This is a genomic window from Mesobaculum littorinae (genome assembly GCF_004011175.1).
In the GTDB taxonomy this organism is placed as follows: domain Bacteria; phylum Pseudomonadota; class Alphaproteobacteria; order Rhodobacterales; family Rhodobacteraceae; genus Tranquillimonas; species Tranquillimonas littorinae.
The window spans coordinates 101,033-119,519 of sequence record NZ_RQXX01000006.1; the positions used below are offsets into that span (position 1 = coordinate 101,033).

Below are 18,487 nucleotides of genomic sequence, written 5' to 3' on the forward strand. Positions count from 1 at the left end.
GCGCTCCAGACAGCAACGGCGCGAAGGAGCGATGCGATGTTCGAGACCCTGTCAGACCGCCTCTCCGGCGTCTTCGACCGGCTGACCAAGCAGGGCGCGCTGTCCGAGGATGACGTCAAGACCGCCCTGCGCGAGGTCCGCGTCGCCCTGCTCGAGGCCGACGTGTCGCTGCCCGTGGCGCGCGATTTCGTCAAGGCGGTTCAGGGCAAGGCCACCGGTCAGTCGGTGACGAAATCCGTCACCCCCGGGCAGCAGGTCGTCAAGATCGTTCATGACGAGCTGGTCCACGTTCTGTCGGGCGATACGGATCCCGGCCGGCTGCGCATCGACAACGCGCCCGCGCCGATCCTCATGGTCGGCCTGCAGGGCTCGGGCAAGACGACGACGACGGCAAAGCTCGCCAAGCGACTGAAAGACCGCGACGGCAAGCGCGTGCTGATGGCCTCGCTCGACATCAACCGCCCCGCCGCGATGGAGCAGCTGCAGATCCTGGGAACCCAGATCGGCGTCGACACCCTGCCCATCGTCAAGGGTGAGGACCCCGTCACCATCGCCAAGCGCGCCCGAACCCAGGCGGGTCTGGGCGGGTATGACGTCTACATGCTGGACACCGCGGGCCGATTGCACATCGATCAGGAGCTGATCGCACAGGCCGCCGCGGTGCGCGATGCCGTCTCGCCGCGCGAAACGCTGCTGGTGGTCGATGGCCTGACCGGCCAGGATGCCGTCAACGTCGCCACGGAGTTCGACGGGCAGATCGGCGTATCGGGCGTGGTCCTGACGCGGATGGACGGCGACGGCCGCGGCGGCGCGGCCCTGTCGATGCGCGCGATTACCGGCAAGCCCATCCGCTTCGTCGGCCTCGGCGAAAAGATGGACGCGATCGAGGAATTCCACCCCGAACGAATCGCCGGCCGCATCCTTGGCATGGGCGACATCGTCAGTCTGGTCGAGAAGGCACAGCAGACGCTGGAGGCCGAGCAGGCCGAGCGCATGATGAAGCGCTTCCAGAAGGGTCAGTTCAACATGAACGACCTGCGCATGCAGCTTGAGCAGATGCTCAAGATGGGCGGCATGGAAGGTCTGATGGGCATGATGCCCGGCATGGGCAAGATGGCCAAGCAGGTCGAGGAGGCGGGCTTCGACGACAGCATCATCCGCCGCCAGATCGCGCTGATCCAGTCGATGACGAAGAAAGAGCGGGCCAACCCGCAGCTTCTGCAGGCCAGCCGCAAGAAGCGCATCGCCGCAGGCGCCGGGCTCGAGGTCGCCGAACTGAACAAGCTTCTGAAGATGCATCGCCAGATGGGCGACATGATGAAGAAGCTTGGCAAGAAGGGCGGCAAGGGGATGCTGTCCCAGGCGATGGGGATGTTCGGCAAGGGCGGCGGCGGTGCCGGCATGCCCAGCAAGGCCGAAATCGAGGCCGCGCAGGCGCAGATGGCCAAGGGCGGCATGCCTGGCGGCGGGGGAAACCCCTTCGGCGGCGGCAATCCCTTTGGCGGGGGCGCCGCCCTGCCCCCGGGCCTGTCGGGCTTCGGAAAGAAGAAATGACCGTGACGCCCCTTACCCTCGGCGCCCCGCGCCCCGGCCTCCGCGTCGGCGATCACGCGCAGATGTCGGCAGATGGATGTCGCCCGGCCGCGCGGCCGGTTGGCTGCCCCCTGCGGGAGGTACGCGCGTGACGACGCAGGACGCCACCACCCGCGCCGCGGCGCTTCTGGCCGAGCATCGCCAGTCCATCGACCGGCTGGACGCGATCCTCGTCTACACCCTGGGCGAGCGGTTCAAGCACACGCAGGCCGTGGGCCGGCTCAAGGCCGAACACGATCTGCCGGCCTCGGACCCCGCGCGCGAGGCGACACAGATCGCCCGGCTCGAGGATCTGGCCCAGCAGGCCGATCTCGACCCCGAATTCGCCAAGAAATTCCTCAACTTCGTGATCGCGGAGGTCATCCGCCACCACGAGGCCCACCAATCCTGAGGGCACCCGCCCTCAAGCCCCGCCATATCAAAGGAGATACACCGACATGGCCATGAAGATCCGACTCGCCCGCGGCGGCTCGAAAAAGCGCCCCCACTACTCGATCGTCGCCACCGACAGCCGGATGCCGCGCGACGGCCGCTTCCTCGAGAAGCTGGGCACCTACAACCCGCTGCTCGCCAAGGATGACGAGCGTCGCGTGATCATGGACACCGACCGCGTTCAGCACTGGCTGGACCAGGGCGCCCAGCCCACCGACCGCGTGTCGCGCTTCCTCGAGAACGCGGGCCTGCGCGAGAAGCCCGCGCGCAACAACCCCAAGAAGGCCGAGCCCGGCAAGAAAGCCCAGGATCGCGCCCAGCAGAAGGCCGACAAGGCTGCCGCGGCTGCCGAAGCCGCCAATGCCCCGGCCGAAGAGACCGCGTCCGAGGAATGATCCCTCCTGTCCCGCCGGGCACGACGTCCGGCGGGGCAACCACCCCGTCCCCACGGACGGCCCGAGCAGGAGCGCGTGCCCCATGAGCGACCGCATCGCGGTGGGTGCCATCGCCGGCGCCTTCGGCGTCAAGGGCGAGGTACGGCTGAAAAGCTTCTGCGCCGATCCCCCCGCCATCGCCGATTATGCCCCACTGACCGACGAGGCCGGCACCCGGACCTTTGCGGTCACGCTTGGGCGCGCAGTCAAGGCGGGCTTTGCCGCCCGGATCGAGGGCGTCGATACCAAGGAACAGGCGGACGCGCTGCGTGGCGTCACGCTCTTTGCTCCGCGCGACCGTCTGCCCGCCCTTCCGGACGACGAATTCTACCATGCCGACCTGATCGGGCTCGAGGTCGTGGATACCGGCGGCCAGCATCTGGGACATGTCCGCGCCGTGCTGAACCACGGTGCGGCGGATCTGCTTGAGATCTCCGGACCGGGACAGTCGCAGCCCGTGCTTTTGCCTTTCACGCGCGCCGCGGTGCCGACCATCGATCTGACTCTCGGTCGAATCGTCGCCGATCCGCCCGAGGGGCTCTTCGACTAGCCCACCGCCCGCCAAGACGCCCATCCCCCGCCTGTCCGCAACCGACAGGCCGCCAGCCCGCGTCGCGACCGTAGCGCGCCCCCGGTACGGAACCGGCACTCGCCGCGGCTGTTGAGGTCCCAAGTCACCTCAACCCCCGCGAAAGGGCCGACAAATGCTTGAACTCATTCTCATCCTTCTGGTCGTGGCGGCCGTCGCCGCGCTTCTGGGCTTTGGTCGGATCTCCGGTATGGCCATGACCGGTGCCAAGGTGCTGATCGGCATCGTGCTGGTGCTGTTCCTGCTGGTGCTGCTGGGCATCATCGCCATCGCCTGACCACCGCAAGCCCGGTCGCCGACGCGCCTTGGGGCGGCGGCCGGACTTGCGCCCCGCGAGCCGGTGCTGACGCCACGGCCCGGAACGGCCAGCATACGCTCATCCAGCGCCCCTGACCGCGTCCTGCCCGGCGGCCCTACGCCGTTGCGAAGCGCAACACATCCGGTTTAGGAGGGCGCGGTTCCTTCCGCGCCCGCCCTGCCCCCCCAGACCGGTAGTCCCCTGCATGTCCCTTCCGTCCCGATCCCATGGCCGCCTGTCGCTGCGCGCCTCCCTGCGTCCGCGCGAACTGGGTGCTGCGCCGGTGCTGCACGGGGCGTGGGCCGCGCGGGTGGTCACCCTCTTCCCCGAGGCCTTTCCCGGCGTTCTGGGCGAATCCCTGACCGGCAAGGCGCTGAAGGATGGTGTCTGGCAGCTTGAAACCACGGACCTGCGCCGCTTTGGCGAAGGCCGGCACCGCAATGTCGACGACACCCCCGCGGGCGGCGGGGCGGGTATGGTTCTGCGCCCCGACGTCGTGGGCCGCGCACTGGACGAGGCGATGCGCGACACGCCCGCCGACCGCGCGCGCTGGCCGCTGGTCTACCTGTCGCCGCGCGGACGCCGCTTTGACCAGCGCATGGCCGAAAGGTTCAGCCGGACCGACGGCATGACCCTGCTCTGCGGCCGGTTCGAGGGCGTCGACGAGCGGGTGATCGAGGCCTATGGCATCGAAGAGGTGTCGCTGGGCGACTTCGTCCTGACGGGTGGCGAGATCGCCGCACAGGCCTTGATCGACGCGACGGTCCGCCTTATACCGCGCGTGCTCGGGAATCAGGCGTCGACGGAGGAGGAGTCCTTTTCCGAAGGCTTGCTGGAGCACCCGCACTACACGAAGCCCGCCGTCTGGGAAGGCCGCGAGATACCCGGGATTCTCCTTTCGGGCCATCACGCGAAAATCGCCGACTGGCGGAGGGCCATGGCCGAAAGGCTGACCAAGGAACGTCGTCCTGACCTCTGGCGGGCATATTGCGCGGTGCGCGACATGGACCCGGACGGAGACCGAGAGCTCTGAGGACGCGCCAACTTCGCGGGCAAAACCGTGAGCAATGAAAGGAGTGATCGGATGGACCTGATCGCGCAACTCGAAGCCGAGCAAATGGCCGAGCTCGCCAAAGAGATCCCCGACTTCAAGGCCGGCGACACAATCCGTGTCGGTTACAAGGTGACGGAAGGCACGCGCACCCGCGTGCAGAACTACGAAGGTGTCTGCATCAGCCGCAAGAACGGCGACGGCATCGCCGGCAGCTTCACCGTCCGCAAGATTTCCTTCGGCGAAGGCGTCGAGCGCGTTTTCCCGCTGCATTCGACGAACATCGATTCGATCACCGTGGTGCGCCGCGGCCGTGTTCGCCGGGCGAAGCTCTACTACCTGCGCGCCCGTCGCGGCAAATCGGCCCGTATCGCCGAGGTCACGAACTACAAACCCAAGACCGACCGCCCCGGCGGCACCGCCTGAGGAGAGACGCGATGAAACAGGACACCCATCCCGACTACCACGCCATCGACGTCAAACTGACCAACGGCGACGTGGTGAAGATGAAATCGACCTGGGGCGCCGAGGGCGACCAGCTGTCGCTCGACATCGACCCCAGCGTGCACCCGGCCTGGACCGGCGGCTCGACCCGCCTGATGGACTCGGGCGGCCGCGTGTCGAAGTTCAAGAAGAAATACGAAGGGCTGGGCTTCTAAGACGCCCCTCCCGATGCGAGACTTCGAAACGCCGCCTCGATCCCGAGGCGGCGTTTTTCGTGCCCCCTTCCCCGTACGGGCCCCGTGGCGGCCGGACCCGCCAAGGGCCCGCGGGCGTCGTCGGGGACACGCAGCCAGGAAAGACACGCGACATGACGATCAACCGACAGGAAGACCTCGATGCGCTGCGCCTGATCGGCCGGATCGTGGCCAACACGCTGCGCCGGATGTCGACGGCGCTGGAGCCCGGCATGACCACGCGCGACCTCGACGAGATCGGGCGCGCTGCGCTGGACCGCGAGGGCGCGATCTCGGCGCCGCGATCGGTCTACGACTTTCCCGGCGCCACCTGCATCAGCGTGAACGAGGAGGTCGCCCATGGCATTCCCGGCGACCGGGTGATCGCGGCGGGCGATCTGGTCAACATCGACGTTTCGGCCTCGAAGGACGGTTATTTCGCCGATACCGGCGCCAGCTTTGCCGTGCCGCCCGTGACAGCCGACACGGAAAGGCTGTGCCGTGACGGGCAGCGGGCCATGCAGATCGGCATCGCGCAGGTTCGGGCCAACGCGCCGCTTGCGGATATCGGCATGGCCATCGGCCGCTTTGCCGCGCCGCGCGGGTATACCCTGATCCGAAACCTTGCCAGCCACGGGATCGGCAGGTCGCTGCACGAATACCCCGAGGAGATCGCGACATGGCCCGCGCCCCGTGATCGGCGGCGCATCGACAAGGGGATGGTGCTGACGGTCGAACCCTTCCTGTCGCGCGGCAGCGACTGGGCCGAAAGCGGCGCCGACGGCTGGACGCTGTTCGGCGATCCGCCCGCACCGGCGGTGCAGTACGAACATACAATCGTGGCGACCGAACGCGGCGCGATCACGCTGACGCTGCCCGGCTGATCCCGCAGCCCCTGCCCGCTGCTTCCGCCAACCCGATGCCCGGCCCTGACGGCCCCGCGATGCTGATCCCGCGATCCCGGACCAGCCGTCATGACCCGAGGGATTGGGGCCGACGCACCGCCCGCGTGACGGGGCGCGGCACAGGATGCGGCCGAAAGATCAAGGTCCGCCACGGGGCACGCCCCCTCGGCTGGCGGATCGCTGCCTGCCCCCGACGCGCCCGCGGGCGACGCCGGGCCGACGACCGGGACGGACGGGGAACCATTCCCGCCCCCGGCACTTGCCCCGGGGGCGGTCGCTGTTGCGCCGACCGCAGCCCCTGATGTCACGCAACACCGGACCTGTATCGCGATGGACGTCCTTACCGCCTACCAGCCGCAGATCGCCCTGGCCCTGCTGGCCCTGCTTTTCGTGGCCTTCTTGCTGGAACGCTATCCCCCGGAGGTGACGGCCACGGCGGCCGCGGCCCTTTTCATCGTGCTGGGCCTCGTACCGCAGGACGAGGTGATGGCGGTCTTCTCGAACTCGGCCCCGATCACCATCGCGGCGATGTTCGTGCTGTCGGGCGCGCTGGTGCGGACCGGCCTTCTGGACAAGCTGGCTGGACTGGTCATCGGCCGGGCCAAGAATCGCCCCGTGCTGGCAATCGCGATTTTCCTGGGCGCGACGATCTTTGCCTCGGCTTTCGTCAACAACACCCCGGTCGTGCTGGTGCTGATCCCGGTGGTGGTGAAGCTGGCGCAAACCCTGGGCCTCGCCCCCACGCGCCTTCTGATCCCGCTGAGCTATGCCGCGATCCTGGGCGGCACCTGCACCCTGATCGGGACCTCGACCAACCTCCTGATCGACGGCATCGCGACCGAGGCGGGGCTCGAACGCTTCTCGATCTTCGAAATCGCGCCCGTGGGCATCTGCGTGGCGGTCGCGGGGGGGGCGATGATGCTGTTCCTCGGCCGCTTCCTGCTGCCGCACCGGCAGTCGAGCGACGCGGCCCAATCCTCGACCGAAAGCGACTTTCTGTCCGAGGTGCGCATCCTTGAGGGGTCGGACCTGATCGGGCGCAAGCTGGGCGAGGCGGCGGCCTTCACCCCCGAGGGCGTGCGCGTCACCGGCATCCGGCGCGCCGGTCAGGTGGCGCGACGCGACCTTGCCGACCACGAGCTGAAGCGCGGCGACGTGGTGATCGTGCTGGCCAGCACCTCCGAGCTTCTGACCCTGACCGAACGTGACGGCATCGCCGTCGGCCTGAAGAGCGGCGCCGAGATCGACCCCGAGGCCAAGGTGACCACCGCCGAGGCGATCCTGACCCCGCTGTCCACCCATGCCCGCCCCCGTATCGCGGATCTGGCCATCGGGCGGCGCCACGGCATGCGCGTGCTGGGCGCCCATCGACGCCACCACATCGCCGGGCCGGACCTGGTCAGCGCCCGCCTGCGGCCCGCCGACAAGCTGCTGCTTCAGGGCACGCCCGAAGGCTTTGACGCGCTGGCGCAATCGGGCGATCTTTTGTCGGTGGCCCGTCCCGGCGGCCGCGCCTACCGCCGGGCGCAGGCGCCCATCGCGGTGATCGCCCTGATGGGCGTCGTGGGGCTTGCCGCGGTCAACATCATGCCAATCGGCATCCTGGCCCTCATCGCCGTGGCCGCCATCCTGGTGCTGCGCTGCATCGACAACGACGAGGCCTGGAGCTCGATCGACGCCTCGATCCTGGTGCTGATCTTCGCCATGCTGATCATCGGCGCCGGGCTTGAAAGCACCGGCGCGGTCGAGATGCTGGTGGGCTGGCTGGTGCCCTTCCTGCAAGGCTTGCCCCCCTACGTCACGCTGATCGCGGTCTACGCGCTCGCCTCGGTGCTGACCGAGGTTGTGACGAACAACGCCGTGGCGGTGGTGCTGACGCCGCTGGTCATTCCGCTGGCCAACCAGCTGGGGCTGGACCCGCGCAGCTTTGTCGTGGCGCTGATGATGGCGGCTTCGGCCAGCTTTGCCACGCCGATCGGGTATCAGACCAACACGCTGGTCTACGGCGCGGGGGATTACCGCTTTGCCGACTTCCTCAAGATCGGGGTGCCGATGAACATCTTCGTGGGCGCGGTCTCTATCTTCGCGATCTCGATCTTCTTCCCGCTCTGATCGGTCCGCGCGCGGGCCCCGTGGGGGCGCCCCCGGCTCAGGCATTCGCGCAACGCATTCCCTCCGGGCCCGCGGCGCGGACTTCCATCCGCCGCGGGCCGCCCATATGGTGCGCCAAAATCCGCGCAAGACAGGTGGGACGGAACGAGTGGCGCATATCATCGTCGTCGGGAACGAAAAGGGCGGGTCGGGGAAATCCACGACCTCGATGCATGTCGCGACTGCGCTCGTGCGCATGGGGCACAAGGTAGGTGCGCTGGATCTGGACCTGCGGCAGAAGAGCTTTGGCCGCTATGTCGAGAACCGCCTGGCCTATCTGGACCATGCGGGGCTGGACCTGCCCTGCCCCACCTATGCCGATCTGCCCGAGATCCATCAGTCCGACCTGGCCGCGGGCGAAAACCTGCATGACCGCCGCCTGTCCGCCGCCGTGGCCGAGCTGGAAGTGGGGTCGGATTTCATCCTGATCGACTGCCCCGGCTCGCACACGAGGCTCAGCCAGGTGGCGCACAGCCTTGCCGATACGCTGATCACGCCGCTGAACGACAGCTTCGTCGATTTCGACCTGCTGGCGCGCACGGATTCCGAAACCAACCGCATCCTCGGCCCCTCGGTCTATTCCGAGATGGTGTGGAACGCGCGGCAGCTGCGCGCCCAGGCCGGGCTCAAGCCCATCGACTGGATCGTCGTGCGCAACCGGCTGGGCGCGCAGCAGATGCACAACAAGAAGAAGATGGGCGAAGCGCTGGAAAACCTGGCCAAGCGGATCGGCTTCCGCGTCGCGCCGGGCTTTTCCGAGCGCGTGATCTTCCGCGAGCTGTTTCCCCGCGGGCTGACCCTGCTCGACCTCAAGGATATCGGCGTGGGCAACCTAAACCTCAGCAACATCGCCGCCCGGCAGGAGCTGCGCGATCTGCTGGCTGAACTTCGGCTGCCCGGGGTTCGGGTCGATTTCTGAAAGGACGCAAGGCATGCGCATCATCATCTACGGCACCGGCGCTGTCGGTGGCACGATCGCAGGTCTTCTGGCCGATGCGGGGCACGAGGTCATCGGCATCTCGCGCGGGGCGCAACTGGCCGCGATCCGCGATGGCGGGCTCAAGGTCCGCACCGTCGCCGGCGCGCGTGACACGCAATTCGAGGTGGTCGAAGGCCCCGACGACATCGACTACCGCCCGGACGACGCGATCTGCCTGACGATGAAAGGGCAGGACTGCGAACCGGCGCTGGCCGCGCTGCGCCGCGCGGGTGTCACTGAGCAACCGATCTTCTGCTTTCAGAACGGCGTCGAGAACGAACGCCGCGTGCTGCGCCGCTTTGCCAATGTTCATGGCGTCACGGTGATGATGCCCTGCGATTTCATCATCCCCGGTGAAGTTGCCGTCTTCGGCACCCCCTGCCCCGGCATGTTCGACATCGGCCTCTACACGGGCGGGCACGACGCCGCCGATGCGGCGCTTGTCGCCGCGCTGAACGACGCGGGCTTTGCCGCCTTCACCGCCGACGACGTGATGGCCAGCAAGTACGGCAAGCTTCTGATGAACCTCGGCAACATCGTCGAGGCCGCCCTGGGGCCGGACGACACCGACGACATTCGGGCGGCCCTGAAGGCCGAGGGTCAGTCCGCGATGCAGGCCGCGGGGATCGCGTGGCAGGACGTGGGCCTCTCCGACCCCCGGCGCAAGGACCGGATGCAGATCGGCGAGATCCCGGGCGTCACGCGTGTCGGCAGCTCCTCGACCCAAAGCCTCGCCCGCGCGACCGGATCGATCGAGACCGAGTTCCTGAATGGCGAGATCGAGCTTCTGGGCCGGTTGCACGGGGTGCCGACCCCCGGCAACGCGTGGTTCACCGCGCTGGCCACCCGCATCCTGCGCGACGGCCTCGCCGCCGGGTCCGTGCCCGTGGCCGACGCCCGCGCGGCCCTGGGCCTCTGATCCAACACCGGGGATCGCGGCTGAAACGCAGCCGTACCCCCGCGCACCCAATCCGCAAAGCAGGCGCCCCTTGCGAAAGGCAGGCGCCTCTTTCCCCGGGCGAAGCCAGGCCTCGCCAAACGTTCGATCGGTGGCCGGTGCCACAGGTCCTTCGCGACCTTCAGGCTGCGCGCGTCGGTCGAGGCGCCGCTCAACCCGCTATGCCGCGCTGCCGATGGGATGTCTGCGGCACCCGCCGCGCAAGGCGCACGAAACGGCAGCCCGGCTCTGGCACCGCGGGTCCGACGCCCGCAGCGGCGCACTGCCCCCCAGATGGCAAAGCTTGGTCGGATTGAGAGCATCGCCACACATGGCCACCGGGCCGAAAGTCGTGTGATCTGCCACGATCCTCAGGGACTGCCCCGCTGTTCAGTCCCGGCATTGAGAACAGCCATATTCACCGCTCGCTTTTGAGCCGTGAGTCACGCTGCAAGGCGCAAATCGCCGGGTTCTGATCCGGAGGATGCGGTCGGTGAGGGGCTGCTCGGACGGGCCGAGGCCTGGGGGGAGGCGAATTCGTCCCGCAGTAGGAAATGCCCTTTTCCGAGGTGGCGGACTGACACCCATTCCAACGCAGCCGCATCGCACCCGGCCAGCGGCGCCACTTGCTCTATCGCGATCCCCTCGCCGCGGGTCAGGGGATCGATCGAAGAAGCGATGTCGTCGCAGAAAGATTGCACAGAGCCTGCGCCGTTCCGGGCCGCGAGTCGGAACAGCAAAGACGATGCCGGCTTGAACTCGGCACGCTGCCAGGGCAGCGGCATCTGGGGAAAGGTATTTCCTGGGATGGCAGGGGGGCTCTTGGCCAGACAGGACTGCCGGGACCAGGCAGAGGCGGGAATGTCGTGACCTGACGATCGCCAGCTCGACCGCACAACGCCACCCGCATTCTGGAAGTCTCTTCTTTATGGTCAGGCACCTGACCTAAGATGCGGATTTGCCTGAAACCCCACAAGGGGTGTCAGGCGACACATAGATTTACCTGCGCCCGACCGATAGCGGGCATTGAGAGCGGATTAGTCGCCGAGCCCTTGCCAGACATCTGGCCGTCGGCCCAAAGCCGGCAGGGACGCGAGGTGAGAATGCGGCTGTATTTTCGTCTTGTTTCAGAACCGGGTGATGACCGTGGCCCCGACGGACTGGAACTTGTCCATTGTCATCAGGGCGCTGGGAGCGTCTGCAAGACTGATCCGGTCTCCCACGAGACGCGCCGGATCGAGCCGGCCGTTGGCGACCATGCCCAGCATCGCGCCATAGCGGTGCGCCTGCATCCCGTGCGAGCCCAGTAGCCCGATCTCCTGTGCGACGATCCTAGGCATCGGCACGGCAGGTGCGGCGTGATCGCCGAGCATCAGGCCCACCTGAACGTGCTTGCCTCGTGGGCGAAGGCAGAGGATCGAATTGGTCATGGTCACGGAATGACCGAGCGCATCAAGGGAGACATGCGCACCGCCCCGGGTAATCTCGTGGATCGCCTCGGGCACGTCGGCCTCCCGGCCGTCGATCACGGCCGCTGCGCCGATCTCCCGGGCCAAGGCCAGCTTCGCCGGGTCAAGATCCACGCCGATCACGTTCGCTCCGGCCGCCGCGGCGATCATGACCGCGGAGAGTCCGACGCCGCCACAGCCGTGAACCGCCACCCACTGGCCGGCGCTGACCTTGCCTTGATCGATGACCGCGCGGAACGACGTCGCGAAGCGGCATCCGAGGCTGGCCGCGGTGGCGAAGTCCATGCTTTCGGGTAACGCCACGAGATTGAGATCGGCCTGATGGATGGCGACGTATTCGGCGAAGGACCCCCAGTGGGTGAAGCCCGGCTGTTCCTGATGCAGGCAGACCTGCTGGTGCCCCTCGCGGCACTCGGAACACCGCCCGCAACCGCAGATGAACGGCACGGTGACCTTGTCGCCCACCTTCCAATTGGCCACGTCCTTGCCCACGGCCTCGATCACGCCAGCCAATTCGTGCCCTGGAACATGGGGGAGGGAGATGTCGCTGTCGTGCCCCATCCAGCCATGCCAATCGCTGCGGCAGACGCCGGTCGCTGCGATCCTCAGGACGACACCATGCGGTGCCGGGCTCGGGTCCTCCAGCGTCACCAGCTTGGGCTCTTCCCGAAAGTTCTCGAACAGGACGGCTTTCATGGCGAAACCTTTCAGATGCGGTTGTGACTAGAGGGGATCATACCGTCCCGGCGGGAAACACACTTGCCAAACTTGTTTCATTCCGCCCAATTTCGGGCAAACTCTTCCTATGCAGATATATTTTTGAGGGTTTTCTACCTGTGTCCGAAATCGATGCCGTGAACGTCCAAATTCTAACCTTGCTGCAGGAGGACGGGCGCATGACGAATGCGAAGCTCGCGCAACGGCTCGGCATGAGCGAAACGCCATGCTGGCGGCGCCTGAAACGGCTTGAGGAGAGCGGGATCGTCGAGGGCTACCAGGCCAATCTGAACCGCCGCAAGCTTGGGCTGGGGGTCATGGCCTTCGTGCAGCTTCGCTGTTCCGAGCACGACCGGGATGCCACGTCGGAGTTCCAGCGGATCGTCGAGACGACCCCCAACATCCTCTCCTGCCACAACACCACCGGGGCCGACGATTTCCTGTTGATCGTCGTGGCCCGCGACCTCGACGACTACAGCGCATTCGTCGATAACACCCTGCGCTGCCTGCCGGGGGTGACGAGCATCCGCTCGAACCTCTCGCTGAAAGAGATGAAGGCCTCCAGCAAGCTGCCGGTCTCAACTCCGTTCGTGTCGTGACCAAGAGTATCCATCTTATCGGTGAGGCCCAGGCGTCGTGCGTACGACGGACGTCATGACTGCCGGCTTTGACCCGCACACAGACCGTTCAGGCAAGGCGCGGCGGTTGCCTGGAAAGCCCCCTCTCTGACTGTAGAGAAGACGAACAGCGGCGGCGTCAGTCATACGCGCGTTCCGTCTTTTCGACGCTTGCCTGAAGTATGATGGAAGTTTCCAGGATCGCATGCGGACTGCATGCCTAAAGCGTCCTACAGTTCGGGTGTAGGCATCCGCTTCGCCGGAGACCTACACACCATTGGTGTTCCGCTACCGAGCTCCGTGCGCAAGAGACACCGCCTCGGGGCGGGCGCGCAGGACCAGCATGGCCCAGGTCCCAACGACAGGTCCCGGCAACAGGAAGAGGAAGGCCCACTGCCATCCTCCGATCCAGTCCGCAAAAAGCGGCAGGGCCCAGATCGAAATGACCGTCAGGCCGAAGCCGATACCCATCTGCAAGGCGAGAGCCGTCCCGACGAATGCGCTGTCGGCCAGTTCCGTCACCGCCGCCGAGAACTGGGCGCTGTCGCCGATCACGGTGATGCCCCACAGGAGTGCGAACAGCCCCAGCATGAGAGGGGGGCCGTCGAAGAAAACCCCCATGAGTGCTGCGCAGGTCCCCGAGATTATCATCATGCCGGCGCAGGTCAGACAACGACCGATCCGGTCAGAGAGCCAGCCGCCGGCGAGGCATCCGATCACCCCCGAGGCGACCACCACGAAACTCAGCATCGAGGGCGAGCCGAAAGGGAACGGGTGCATACCTGCCTCGGCCGCGGCGGCGAAGGCGAGAATCCAGGCCCACATGGCGTAGAGCTCCCACATGTGACCGAAATATCCAATATTGGCGAGCAGTAGGGGGCGGTCGGTGAAGACGGCCAGGGACTGGCGCGGGTTGAAGGTGGCGCGGCCGAAAGGGTTCGGTCCCTCGCGCACCAGAAGACCGAACACGACCGCTCCGCCGAGCGCCGTCGCGGACGTCGCCCACACGACCACGTGCCAGTCGATCCCCTCGGCCATCGCCCGCACGAGATGGGGCATGGACGACCCGAAGGTCAGCGCGCCGATGAGGAAGCCCAGCGCGAGCCCCCTACCCTTCACGAACCATGTCGCCATCAGCTTGAGTGCGGGCGGATAGACGCCGGCCAGCGCGACACCCGTCACGAAACGGGCGATCACCGCGCCTTCGGGGCCGACCACCAGAAGCGCCGCATTGGACAAGGCCGCAAGCAGTGCGGCTGCCGTCATGAGGCGGTGCATCGGCGCGATGTCGGGCAGGTTGACCAGGGAAGCCCCCACCGCGCCTATGACGAAACCCAGCTGAACGGCGTTCGTCAGCCATGCCGCCTGCCCCGGCGTGAGCTGCCAGACGCGGATAAGTTCGGGCACGATGGCGGTTGCCGAAAACCAGGTCGCGAGGACCCCGACGACACCGAGGCAGATAACCGCCAGCATCCGCCAACGGCCGATGGCCGGCGGCATCGTCGCAGCTTCCGTCACCTCAAAGCCCTTCGAGCGGCATTGTGTAGGTCGTGGCCTCGCCCTCGACGCAGACCGCGCCCTCGGCATCGACGACACTGACCTTGAGGGTACACAGCGGCTTGTCCTCGCGCACCGTGACCACCTCGACCCGGCCGGTGATCGTCTCGCCGACCCCCACCGCCTTCTTGAAGTCGAGATTGGTGTTGAGGAACACCGTACCCGGCCCGGGCAGATCCTCGGCCACGCAGGCGTTGAGGATCCCCGTCGTCACGCCGCCCTGCACGATCAGCTTGCCGAAAGACGTCTTCTTGGCCAGCTCCTCGTCGTAGTGGACCGGGTTCCGGTCGCCGGTCATGGCGGTGAAGGCGTGAATGTCCTCCAGCTGTGTGGTGCGGCTGCGCTCTGCTGACTGGCCCTCGTGCGGCATCCCGTTGACGGTTCCGGTCCATCCGTTCTTGTTATTCATGGTCCTCTACTCCACTCCGTGTTCGGGGCGGAAACAGGGCAGAACCCGTCCGCCTATGTTGGTAGGGGCCAATGTCAGCTTCATGCCGACCTCGGGCGTCTCGCCGAGAATATGGCTGAGCATGGTCGGCCCCTCGGCCAGCTCGACAAGGCCCACCGTGTAGGGCACCGCCGGTATCCAGCCCGGATGGCCGGGCTTCCAGATGGTGCTGAATGTCTTCAACCAGCCCGTCCCGCTCGCCTCCTCCCACGAAAGGGCGTCGGCCCAGCAATGCGGGCAGATTTCGCGCGGATAGAACACCGCCTCGCCACAGGCGCCGCAACGCTGGATGACAAGGCGCCCCTCGGCGGCCGCCTCCCAAAACGGCTCGGTAAGCGGGATCACGGTGGGCCCGGGCACCTTCAACGTCGAGAGATCGGTCATGCGTCGGTTCCCAGGACAAGGGCTACTGCTTCGGACATGGTGGCCCCGTTGCCCGTGACGAGAGCGAATTCGGGGTCCGCGATCTGTCGTCCCGTGGCGGCTCCGCGCAGCTGCCGGACTGCCTCGGTCACATGGGTCATGCCGCCCGCGAGGTCGGGCTGACCATAGCCCAGCTGCCCGCCGTGGGTGTTGAGCGGCATGTCGCCAGCCGGCCCGAAATCATGCGCCCGCATGAACTCTCCGAAGCCTCCCGGCGTGCACAGACCCGCGTCTTCCAGCGTCGTGGCCACCATGATCGTGTAGCAATCGTAGAGAGACAACAGCGACATCCGTTCCACGCCGAGGCCCGATTGCGCAAAGGCCCGGTCCATCGACGGCTTCAGCGGTCCCGACGTCAGGTCAGGGGCCTGGCTGACCGCCCGGTGCGTGATCTTCTCGCCAGCTCCAAGGAGCCAGGCTGCTTGACGCCCCCTGGCCCGTTCCGCCGACGTGACGATGCCGGCCTCCGCCCCCGCGACCGGCATGACGATCTCGAAGAGATGCAGCGGGCTTGCGATCATGGGCGAGGCCAGGACGTCGTCCACGCTGGCGGGGCTGCCGTGAAAGATCGCCTCGGGGCAGTTCTGGGCATTGGCCCGGGCCCAGTGCGCGATCAGCGCGAAATCCTCGTCCGTTGTCCCGTAGCGCGCCATGTGGGCCTGCTTAAGCAACGCATAGGAGACGTTGGCGCCCGAGGCACCGAAAGGCACGTCGAACTCGCGGATCGGGTTGCGGTTGGGGCTGCGCGGCGGCTCGGGGTTGCGGTGGTTGCCGATCACGCAGAGCACCGTCTCGCACATTCCCGCCTGGATGGCGGCGGCGGCGCGCCAGACCATACCGGGACCGGAGGCGCCGCCGAGATCGACGACGTTGGACATCACGGGCTGGAGGCCGAGGTATTCGGACACCGTCGCGGGGACGTGCTGCGGCGTTTCGCCGACCTGCGGACCGACGAGAAGGCCGTCGATCTCGGCCTTCTCCATCCGGGCGTCGTCGAGTGCGGCCTTGGCGGCGCGGGCAAGCATCCCGAGGGTCGATGCACCCTCGGTGCGGCGCTGCGGGGCGAGCGAACCGGCCCCGACGATGGCGGCGTGGGGTCTCATAAGGCGGTCCTTTCCGACAGGTCAGCATATTCATCCAGGCAGTCCGCATTCGCCAGCGACCCGCGGTTGGCCACTGCCTTGCCGGAAACCACGGACCGGGCGGCCCCCTCGACGCGTTTTCCGTTCACCGTCATGGGGATGTCGCGCACGCAGTAGATCGCGCCGGGAACATGACGCGGCGAACACTCAGTCCTGAGCCTGCCGCGGATGGTTCTGGCCAGATCGGCGTCGGCGCGCGCGTCATCGGCCATCTTGATGCAAAGCACGATCTCTTCGTCCCCTTCGACCGGCCGCCCGAAGACGATGAAGTCTTCCAGCTGGGGAAACTGCGCGCAGACGTTGTAAATGTCGGCGGTCCCGATACGGACGCCGCCGGGGTTCAGTGTGCAGTCCGAACGCCCGTGGATCACAGCCGTCCCGTCCGGGTTCAGCGTCGCGTGGTCGCCGTGCGTCCAGATCTCGGCGCGCTCCGAGAAATAACTCTTGCGGTAGCGCGCATCTCCGCCCGGCCCCCAGAAGGTCCGGGGCATCGAGGGGAAGGGTTCGGTGCAGACAAGTTCTCCGGGTCGGCCCAGAACGGGCGCGCCACGCTCGTCGAAGACGTTCACCGCCATGCCGAGCCCCTTCACGGTCAACTGCCCGCGGCGTACCGGGTGAAGCGGAGAGCCGAGCAGGAAGCACCCCATGATCTCGGTGCCCCCGGAAATCGAGGCAAAGCCCATGTCGCCGCTCACCGCGTCGTACATCCAGTCGTATTGCTGCGGAGAGACCGGGCTGCCGGCGGACATCAGCCACCGCAGGCTCGACAGGTCGTACGCCTCGCCGGGGCGGTAGCCCTGCTCCATCACGGAGGACAGGTACTTGGGCGATATGCCGAGATGCGTGAGCCTTTCGGTCTCGACCGCCTTCCACAAGGGGCTGCAATCGAGGCCGTCCGCGGCTTTCAGGATGGGGGCCCCGTCGTAGAGCACGGTGGTCGCGCCGCATCCCATACCGGCGACCGCCCAGTGATACATCATCCAGGCCGTGTTCGTGTACCACAGGAAACCGTCACCGGGCCTGAGGTCGCCGTGAAGCATGTGTTCCTTGAGTTGCTGAAGCAGGACGCCCCCGGTGCGATGGACGATCGCCTTCGGCGCGCCGGTCGTGCCCGAGGTGTAGAGAATGTAGCACGGGTCGTCGAAGGCGAGAGGCTCGAAGACCAGCGGACCGTGTGAGCCGAAATCCTGCCATCCGATGACGGGCACGGGCACCTGCAAGTCGCCCTCTCCGATCACGACGAGGCTTTCCAGCCCCTCGATCCGGCCGACGACGTCGGCGAGACCTTCGGTCAGGTCGATCTCCTTGCCACCATAGCGCACGCGGGGTTGCACGAACATGACTTTGGGATTCACCTGGCCGATCCGGTCCAGGATCCCCGTCGGTCCGAAATCGGGGGAACACGAGGTCCAGACCGCACCGACGGCGAGGCTCGCGAGATGCGTGACCAGGCAGCCGATGCGGTTGGGCAGAACGACACCCACGCGGTCGCCCGGCACTACACCTGCCGCGCGCAGGCCGCGCGCGACGCGGGCAACTTCGGCCCTCAGCGCGTCGGCCGACAGCTCGTCGCGGGCGCCCGTCTCGTCCAGCGCCACCACGGCGCGATCGGGATGCGCCCCCGCCAGCAAAGTCTCTGCGATGTTGAGCCGCGCTTGCGGGAAAAATCGCGCGCCGGTCATCTCAGCGGCCGGATCGCGTTCGAGGGCGACGGCCCCCCTCTCTCCCTTCACCCCGGCGAACTCCCACAGACGGGACCAGAAGGCGCCGGGATCGGCGATGCTCCACGCATGGAGTTCCTCGTAGTCGGCAGGATCGAACCCGCAGTGCCGCGCGAACCGCGCGAGCGCACTTTCCCGAAACGCCGATTCCTTCGGTCGCCAGAGTACCGATCTGTCCATACATCCCCTCCTCCCCCGATCGCCAAGCGGCGGCCCGGTAGATCTGTACTAATCGGTATACCACGATTTCCGCAAGGGTCTTCGCTGCATCACAGCCGGATCATGCTTGAGGGAAGCGCAAGAGACTGCGACCACCGCAATGGAATATAGCTATTTAACAGGGCGAT

19 protein-coding genes are annotated in these 18,487 nt (G+C 67.0%); 13 read left to right on the plus strand and 6 right to left on the minus strand.

Features of this window, described 5'->3' with window-relative positions:
• The first annotated feature begins 36 nt into the window (after positions 1–36).
• The 12 genes from ffh to EKE94_RS15515 all read left to right on the plus strand — a co-directional run bounded on the left by ffh (position 37) and on the right by EKE94_RS15515 (position 10,028).
• Positions 37–1,554, plus strand: coding sequence for a signal recognition particle protein (gene ffh / locus EKE94_RS15460; RefSeq protein WP_127907532.1), 1,518 nt, complete (start codon positions 37–39; stop codon positions 1,552–1,554).
• A gap of 127 nt (positions 1,555–1,681) precedes the next feature.
• Positions 1,682–1,984: a chorismate mutase gene (locus EKE94_RS15465; RefSeq protein ID WP_235856056.1), complete on the plus strand. Its 303-nt coding sequence runs from the start codon at positions 1,682–1,684 to the stop codon at positions 1,982–1,984.
• Positions 1,985–2,030: 46 nt separating this feature from the next.
• Positions 2,031–2,420: a 30S ribosomal protein S16 gene (gene rpsP, locus EKE94_RS15470; protein ID WP_127907534.1), complete on the plus strand. Its 390-nt coding sequence runs from the start codon at positions 2,031–2,033 to the stop codon at positions 2,418–2,420.
• A gap of 82 nt (positions 2,421–2,502) precedes the next feature.
• Positions 2,503–3,009 carry a ribosome maturation factor RimM gene (gene rimM / locus EKE94_RS15475; RefSeq protein WP_127907535.1) on the plus strand — a complete coding sequence of 169 codons (507 nt, stop codon included), beginning with the start codon at positions 2,503–2,505 and terminating at the stop codon, positions 3,007–3,009.
• Positions 3,010–3,163: 154 nt separating this feature from the next.
• Positions 3,164–3,325 carry a DUF1328 family protein gene (locus EKE94_RS15480; protein WP_127907536.1) on the plus strand — a complete coding sequence of 54 codons (162 nt, stop codon included), beginning with the start codon at positions 3,164–3,166 and terminating at the stop codon, positions 3,323–3,325.
• A gap of 226 nt (positions 3,326–3,551) precedes the next feature.
• Positions 3,552–4,379: a tRNA (guanosine(37)-N1)-methyltransferase TrmD gene (gene trmD, locus EKE94_RS15485; RefSeq protein WP_127907537.1), complete on the plus strand. Its 828-nt coding sequence runs from the start codon at positions 3,552–3,554 to the stop codon at positions 4,377–4,379.
• A gap of 51 nt (positions 4,380–4,430) precedes the next feature.
• Positions 4,431–4,823 carry a 50S ribosomal protein L19 gene (rplS, locus tag EKE94_RS15490; RefSeq protein WP_127907538.1) on the plus strand — a complete coding sequence of 131 codons (393 nt, stop codon included), beginning with the start codon at positions 4,431–4,433 and terminating at the stop codon, positions 4,821–4,823.
• 11 nt (positions 4,824–4,834) lie between these two features.
• Entirely contained in the window at positions 4,835–5,056 is a 222-nt protein-coding gene (gene rpmE, locus EKE94_RS15495; protein WP_127907539.1) for a 50S ribosomal protein L31, read from the plus strand.
• 152 nt (positions 5,057–5,208) lie between these two features.
• Positions 5,209–5,958 (plus strand): type I methionyl aminopeptidase, encoded by a 750-nt coding sequence (gene map / locus EKE94_RS15500; RefSeq protein WP_127907540.1) that lies wholly within the window; start codon positions 5,209–5,211, stop codon positions 5,956–5,958.
• 351 nt (positions 5,959–6,309) lie between these two features.
• Entirely contained in the window at positions 6,310–8,091 is a 1,782-nt protein-coding gene (locus EKE94_RS15505; protein ID WP_127907541.1) for an SLC13 family permease, read from the plus strand.
• A 148-nt stretch (positions 8,092–8,239) separates the two neighbouring features.
• Positions 8,240–9,049 carry a division plane positioning ATPase MipZ gene (locus EKE94_RS15510; protein WP_127907542.1) on the plus strand — a complete coding sequence of 270 codons (810 nt, stop codon included), beginning with the start codon at positions 8,240–8,242 and terminating at the stop codon, positions 9,047–9,049.
• Between the two features lie 13 nt (positions 9,050–9,062).
• Positions 9,063–10,028 carry a ketopantoate reductase family protein gene (locus EKE94_RS15515; RefSeq protein WP_127907543.1) on the plus strand — a complete coding sequence of 322 codons (966 nt, stop codon included), beginning with the start codon at positions 9,063–9,065 and terminating at the stop codon, positions 10,026–10,028.
• A gap of 1,145 nt (positions 10,029–11,173) precedes the next feature.
• Here EKE94_RS15515 and EKE94_RS15525 read toward each other — a convergent pair.
• Positions 11,174–12,211, minus strand: coding sequence for a zinc-dependent alcohol dehydrogenase family protein (locus EKE94_RS15525; RefSeq protein ID WP_127907544.1), 1,038 nt, complete (start codon positions 12,209–12,211; stop codon positions 11,174–11,176).
• Positions 12,212–12,369: 158 nt separating this feature from the next.
• On the opposite strand from EKE94_RS15525, the gene EKE94_RS15530 reads away from it, so the two are divergent.
• Positions 12,370–12,831 (plus strand): Lrp/AsnC family transcriptional regulator, encoded by a 462-nt coding sequence (locus EKE94_RS15530; RefSeq protein WP_268878293.1) that lies wholly within the window; start codon positions 12,370–12,372, stop codon positions 12,829–12,831.
• Between the two features lie 306 nt (positions 12,832–13,137).
• On the opposite strand, the gene EKE94_RS15535 is transcribed toward EKE94_RS15530, so the two are convergent.
• Genes EKE94_RS15535 through EKE94_RS15555 form a run of 5 tightly spaced genes read right to left on the minus strand, consistent with a single transcriptional unit; the run spans position 13,138 to position 18,320 of the window.
• On the minus strand, positions 13,138–14,349 hold the full coding sequence (locus EKE94_RS15535) for an MFS transporter (RefSeq protein WP_127907546.1): 1,212 nt from the start codon (positions 14,347–14,349) through the stop codon (positions 13,138–13,140).
• Positions 14,350–14,368: 19 nt separating this feature from the next.
• Complete coding sequence (locus tag EKE94_RS15540; protein ID WP_127907547.1) at positions 14,369–14,815, minus strand: MaoC family dehydratase; 447 nt, start codon at positions 14,813–14,815, stop codon at positions 14,369–14,371.
• A gap of 6 nt (positions 14,816–14,821) precedes the next feature.
• Positions 14,822–15,238 carry a Zn-ribbon domain-containing OB-fold protein gene (locus EKE94_RS15545; protein ID WP_127907548.1) on the minus strand — a complete coding sequence of 139 codons (417 nt, stop codon included), beginning with the start codon at positions 15,236–15,238 and terminating at the stop codon, positions 14,822–14,824.
• Positions 15,235–16,380, minus strand: a complete 1,146-nt coding sequence (locus tag EKE94_RS15550) for a thiolase family protein (RefSeq protein WP_127907549.1) — start codon at positions 16,378–16,380, stop codon at positions 15,235–15,237. Before EKE94_RS15550 ends, EKE94_RS15545 begins: the two co-directional genes overlap by 4 nt.
• The gene (locus EKE94_RS15555; RefSeq protein ID WP_127907550.1) at positions 16,377–18,320 is read right to left on the minus strand and encodes an acetoacetate--CoA ligase; all 1,944 of its coding nucleotides are present in this window, start codon (positions 18,318–18,320) and stop codon (positions 16,377–16,379) included. The genes EKE94_RS15550 and EKE94_RS15555 overlap by 4 nt, the downstream gene beginning before the upstream one ends.
• Between the last annotated feature and the right edge of the window lie 167 nt (positions 18,321–18,487).

Coding starts and splice junctions, on each gene's coding strand:
- EKE94_RS15550 (WP_127907549.1), bottom strand. CDS start 16,380: ATGAGACCCCACGCCGCCATCGTCGGGGCCGGTTCGCTCGCCCCGCAG.
- EKE94_RS15555 (WP_127907550.1), bottom strand. CDS start 18,320: ATGGACAGATCGGTACTCTGGCGACCGAAGGAATCGGCGTTTCGGGAA.
- rplS (WP_127907538.1), top strand. CDS start 4,431: ATGGACCTGATCGCGCAACTCGAAGCCGAGCAAATGGCCGAGCTCGCC.
- EKE94_RS15480 (WP_127907536.1), top strand. CDS start 3,164: ATGCTTGAACTCATTCTCATCCTTCTGGTCGTGGCGGCCGTCGCCGCG.
- EKE94_RS15515 (WP_127907543.1), top strand. CDS start 9,063: ATGCGCATCATCATCTACGGCACCGGCGCTGTCGGTGGCACGATCGCA.
- rpmE (WP_127907539.1), top strand. CDS start 4,835: ATGAAACAGGACACCCATCCCGACTACCACGCCATCGACGTCAAACTG.
- ffh (WP_127907532.1), top strand. CDS start 37: ATGTTCGAGACCCTGTCAGACCGCCTCTCCGGCGTCTTCGACCGGCTG.
- rpsP (WP_127907534.1), top strand. CDS start 2,031: ATGGCCATGAAGATCCGACTCGCCCGCGGCGGCTCGAAAAAGCGCCCC.
- EKE94_RS15535 (WP_127907546.1), bottom strand. CDS start 14,349: ATGCCGCCGGCCATCGGCCGTTGGCGGATGCTGGCGGTTATCTGCCTC.
- EKE94_RS15525 (WP_127907544.1), bottom strand. CDS start 12,211: ATGAAAGCCGTCCTGTTCGAGAACTTTCGGGAAGAGCCCAAGCTGGTG.
- rimM (WP_127907535.1), top strand. CDS start 2,503: ATGAGCGACCGCATCGCGGTGGGTGCCATCGCCGGCGCCTTCGGCGTC.
- EKE94_RS15505 (WP_127907541.1), top strand. CDS start 6,310: ATGGACGTCCTTACCGCCTACCAGCCGCAGATCGCCCTGGCCCTGCTG.
- trmD (WP_127907537.1), top strand. CDS start 3,552: ATGTCCCTTCCGTCCCGATCCCATGGCCGCCTGTCGCTGCGCGCCTCC.
- map (WP_127907540.1), top strand. CDS start 5,209: ATGACGATCAACCGACAGGAAGACCTCGATGCGCTGCGCCTGATCGGC.
- EKE94_RS15545 (WP_127907548.1), bottom strand. CDS start 15,238: ATGACCGATCTCTCGACGTTGAAGGTGCCCGGGCCCACCGTGATCCCG.
- EKE94_RS15540 (WP_127907547.1), bottom strand. CDS start 14,815: ATGAATAACAAGAACGGATGGACCGGAACCGTCAACGGGATGCCGCAC.